This is a genomic window from Pseudomonas sp. ok272, assembly GCF_900109995.1.
Lineage (GTDB): Bacteria > Pseudomonadota > Gammaproteobacteria > Pseudomonadales > Pseudomonadaceae > Aquipseudomonas.
Map to the genome: position 1 here is coordinate 1 of NZ_FOCB01000039.1, position 4,522 is coordinate 4,522.

A 4,522-nucleotide genomic window follows, 5' to 3' on the forward strand; every position below is an offset into this window, starting at 1 on the left:
CCTGTGGGAGCGAGCCTGCTCGCGAAGACGGCAACACAGCCAACATCTCCGTTGACTGACCTACTGCTATCGCGAGCAGGCTCGCTCCCACGTGGGTTTCGCTTAACTGACTGGCATTAGGGCAAGCCTCGCTCCTACAAGGAATTGAGCTGCCCCCGGATGTGTGTTCGCCGTGGACCAGGGTGAGCGGGCTTGCCCGCGAAGGCGGCAGGACATTCAGCATCAATGTTGACTGAACCATCGCCATCGCGGGCAAGCCCGCTCCCACAGTTGATCGCGTTGCAATAATAAGACCGGTATTAACCACCAAGATTGCCCCTGAACCGAGGTCCCATCAACGAACCACTTGCCGAGTGAATCGAACATGAGCGCCAACGTTGACCTGAACAACCGCCCTGACTACGACAAGGTCCTGCAGGACATTGCCGATTACGTCTTGACCTTCAACATCCAATCCGCCGAAGCCCTCGATACCGCCCGCAACTGCCTGATGGACACCTTGGGCTGCGGCCTGCTGGCGCTGCGGTTTCCCGAATGCACCAAACACCTGGGGCCGATGGTCGAAGGCACCGTCGTGCCGTGCGGTGCGCGGGTGCCGGGAACCTCGTTTCGTCTCGATCCGGTGAAAGCCGCCTGGGACATCGGCTGCACCGTGCGTTGGCTCGACTACAACGACACCTGGCTGGCGGCCGAGTGGGGCCATCCTTCGGACAACCTCGGCGGGATTCTCGCGGTGGCCGATCACCTGTCGCAAAAGCGCGTGGCCACTGGCGAGGTGCCGTTGACCGTGCGTGATGTGCTCGACGCGATGATCATGGCCCACGAGATCCAGGGCGTGATTGCCCTGGAGAACGCCTTCAATCGGGTTGGCCTGGACCACGTGTTGCTGGTCAAGGTCGCCTCGACGGCGGTGACCGCCAAACTGATGGGGGCCAATCGCGAGCAACTGCTGTCGGCGCTGTCCCACGCGTTCGTCGATGGCCAGGCGCTGCGCACGTATCGTCATGCGCCGAATGCCGGGTCGCGCAAGTCGTGGGCCGCGGGTGATGCGACCAGTCGCGCCGTGCGCCTGGCGGACATTGCCCTGCGTGGCGAGATGGGCATTCCCGGGGTGCTCACCGCGCCGCAGTGGGGCTTCTATGACGTGCTGTTCAGTCACACCAACAAGGACTTGGCGCTCAAGCCCGAGGGCCAGCGCGCCTTCCGCGTGTCGCAGCCGTATGGCACCTATGTCATGGAGAACGTGCTGTTCAAGGTCAGCTTCCCGGCCGAGTTCCATGCGCAGACCGCCTGCGAAGCGGCGGTGACGCTGCATCCGCAGGTGTGCAATCGCCTGCATGAGATCGACAAAATCGTCATCACCACCCACGAGTCGGCGATCCGCATCATCTCCAAGGTTGGGCCGCTGGCCAATGCCGCCGACCGCGACCACTGCCTCCAGTACATGACTGCCGTGCCGCTGGCCTTCGGCAATCTGGTGGCCGAGCAGTACGAGGATGGGTTCCACGCGGCCCACCCGATCATCGATGTGCTGCGCGACAAGATGGTGATCGTCGAAGATCCGCGCTACAGCCGTGAATACCTGGAGGCGGACAAACGCTCCATTGCCAACGCGGTGCAGGTGTTCTTCAAGGATGGGTCGAGCACCGGGCAGGTGGTGGTCGAGTACCCGATCGGCCATCGCCGCCGTCGCGCCGAAGGTATCCCGCTGCTGGAAGACAAGTTCAAGGCCAACCTGGCCACGCGCTTCACCGGCCAGCGTGCGGCGCAGATCGTTGCGCTGTGCCAGGATCAGGCGGCGCTCGAAGCCACGCCGGTTAACCGCTTCATGGACCTGTGGGTGATCTGACGGTGGGAGCGAGCCTGCTCGCGAAGAGGGCGTATCAGTCGGCATCAATATCGACTGACTCACCCTCATTCGCGAGCAGGCTCGCTCCCACAGGTGCTAAAGGGTCATGCTTTTAGCCACTTTTCCACCGGCAACTTGGTCAGGGCAAACCCGGCCAGCAGCACCGCCGAATAGCCGATCAACTCCGACGAAATCACCTGCCCCTCGTACCAGGCGCCAATCACTACGGCGAACACCGGGAAGATGATGAACACAAACGACAGGATGATCGGGCTCAGGCGCTTGAGCAGCATGAAGTAGACGATAAAGCCACCGACCGATGCCACGAGACCCAGGTAGAACAGGGCTGCCCATGAGCGTGGGCTGACATCGCTGAACACCGGGGTTTCGACGCCCAGGCCGACGGCGAACAGCATCAGCCCGGCAATGCCGATGGGCAGGGTGTTGTAGGTGATGACGCTGATGGCGCTCCCGTGTTTCTTGGTCACCACGTAGCACAGCGCATGCATGATTGCGGCCGCCAGGATCGCCAGCACCCCGAACAACTCGGCATGGTCCAGGTGCAAGCCCTGGCTGCGGATAATCATGAACAGGCTGGCAAAGCCGATGGCGATTCCCAACACCTGAGAGGTGTAGATTTTCTCGCGCAGGAACAGCGCCGAAAAGATCAGGATGAACACCGGCATGCAACTGAACAGCAAGGCCGTCAGCCCGGATGAGACGTGCAGCTCGCCATAGTTGAGCAAGTAGTACGGCAGGCTGAAGTACGACAAGGTCACGAACACAAAGAACCAACGACTTTGCCGGGGGAATAACAAGGGCTCGCGGCGCAGCGCGGCGAAGCTCAGGAACAGCGGGAAGGCAATCAGGAAGCGCAGGCCCGCGGCGGTCAGCGGCGGCACGCTTTCGACCGCAATCTTGATCCCCAGCCAGGTGGTGCCCCAACTCAGGCACACGATGAGAAACAGCAGGCTGGTCATCAGGCCGGCCAGCCAGGGTTTGCGGCGAGTGGGCAGGGCATCGGTGGCGATGGCTGTTGGCATGCGGGTGGACCTTGCGTGCGGGGGAATTGACCTGTCCATGGAAAAGGTCTATCCCTGATTGAACCTGTTTTCAGCACGCTATTAGGGAAGGCAATGGCTGTCAAAGTAAGTATTGCCATGGTGTCAATGTTGCGCGAAGCCCTGGCCACGGGGGGCGGGGTGAAATATAAGCGCTTGGCCGAGGCCATAGAGCAGGGTATCCACGAGGGGGCAATCGAGCCAGGGTGCAAGCTCCCGCCCCATCGGCTGTTGGCCGACAGCGTCGGGGTCACGGTTGGCACCATCAGCCGTGCGTATGCCGAACTGGAGCGCACCGGCAAGGTCGTTGCGCGTGTGGGCGATGGCACGTACGTGCGTCAGCGCGGGATGGAGCGAGCCCGGGACACGGGCTTTCGCAATGTCAGCGAAGAGCCCCGGGGGTGTTTCGACATGAGCCGCAACCAGCCGATCCCCGGGTACGACGCGGCGTTTTTCAGCCAGGGCCTGCAAGCCCTGGCGCTTGATCCCGATGCGGTGCAGCGGATCAGTGGCTACACCGAGGAAGCAGGGTTGCCGGCGTATCGGCAGGCGGGGGCGCAATGGCTCAGCCACCAGGACTTTGTGGCGCATGCCGAACAAGTGGTCTGCGTCAACGGTGCCCAGCATGGCCTGATGTGTACGCTGATGGCGTTGCTCAAGGCCGGGGATACCATGGTCAGCGAGCACCTGACCTATCCGGGGTTGATCAGCATCGCCCGTAGCCTTGGGATAAAACTGCTCGGCGTGGCGATGGATGATGAAGGGCTGTTGCCCCAGGCCCTGGACGACCTGTGCCGTCAGCATCGGGTAGCGGCGGTGTATTGCACGCCGACCCTGCAGAACCCCACGGCGGCGGTGATGTCGACGGCCCGGCGTGTGGAGTTGGTGGCGGTGTGTCGTGCGCATAACCTGCTGATCATCGAGGACGAGGCCCATGCGGTGTTGGCGCAGGAACGGCCATTGCCCCTGAGCCATTTTGCCCCGGAGCGCACGGTGCTGATTGCCAGCCTGAGCAAGGCGGTATCGGCCGGGTTGCGGGTCGGTTACGTGCACGCGCCGCAGCCGCTGGCCAGCCGGCTGGCGGCGGCGGTGCGGGCGTCGTGCTGGATGGCCACGCCGTTGGTCATGGAGCTGGCGACCTCGTGGCTGGAAACCGGCATCGCCCGGCACTTGCTAGGGCAGCAGGTCGTGGAGGTCAGCCGGCGCAAGACCTTGGTCTTGGGGTTGCTGGAGGGCCTGGAATACAGCACTCATCCCCACAGCCCGCACTTCTGGATCAAAGTGCCCGAGCCGTGGCGCGCGTCGCAGATCGAGGCGGAGCTCAAGCAGGCGGGTTACCTGATTGCCACAGCCGAGGCGTTCGCCGTCGGGCATGGCGCGGTGCCGCAGTGTATTCGGCTGAGTGTGTGCCATTCGCAGGGAGATGATCGGCTGTTGCTGGAAGGTGTTGAGGCGGTAGCGCAGGCGTTGCGGGCGACAGTGTAACCGTTCATCGCGAGCAAGCTCGCACCACCGCTGATCCCCTGTGGGAGCGGGCTTGCTCGCGAAGGCGGTGGATCAGCTTGCCAAGAGGCTGGATGTGCCAACCTCTTCGCGAGCAAGCCCGCCCACC

At 63.1% G+C, this 4,522-nt stretch carries 3 protein-coding genes; 2 read left to right on the forward strand and 1 reads right to left on the reverse strand.

From position 1 onward, the window contains the following. Positions 1 to 364: 364 nt before the first annotated feature. Positions 365 to 1,849 carry a 2-methylcitrate dehydratase gene (gene prpD, locus BMW74_RS24310; RefSeq protein WP_093426638.1) on the forward strand — a complete coding sequence of 495 codons (1,485 nt, stop codon included), beginning with the start codon at positions 365 to 367 and terminating at the stop codon, positions 1,847 to 1,849. Between the two features lie 104 nt (positions 1,850 to 1,953). Here prpD and BMW74_RS24315 read toward each other — a convergent pair whose 3' ends face one another. Continuing rightward, entirely contained in the window at positions 1,954 to 2,841 is an 888-nt protein-coding gene (locus BMW74_RS24315; protein ID WP_175479294.1) for a DMT family transporter, read from the reverse strand. Between the two features lie 144 nt (positions 2,842 to 2,985). On the opposite strand from BMW74_RS24315, the gene BMW74_RS24320 reads away from it, so the two are divergent. After that, the gene (locus tag BMW74_RS24320; protein WP_093426640.1) at positions 2,986 to 4,395 is read left to right on the forward strand and encodes an aminotransferase-like domain-containing protein; all 1,410 of its coding nucleotides are present in this window, start codon (positions 2,986 to 2,988) and stop codon (positions 4,393 to 4,395) included. Positions 4,396 to 4,522: the final 127 nt, after the last annotated feature.

Excerpts from the sequence above, each read along its gene's own strand:
- BMW74_RS24320 (WP_093426640.1), top strand. The coding sequence starts at position 2,986 with ATGGCTGTCAAAGTAAGTATTGCCATGGTGTCAATGTTGCGCGAAGCC.
- prpD (WP_093426638.1), top strand. The coding sequence starts at position 365 with ATGAGCGCCAACGTTGACCTGAACAACCGCCCTGACTACGACAAGGTC.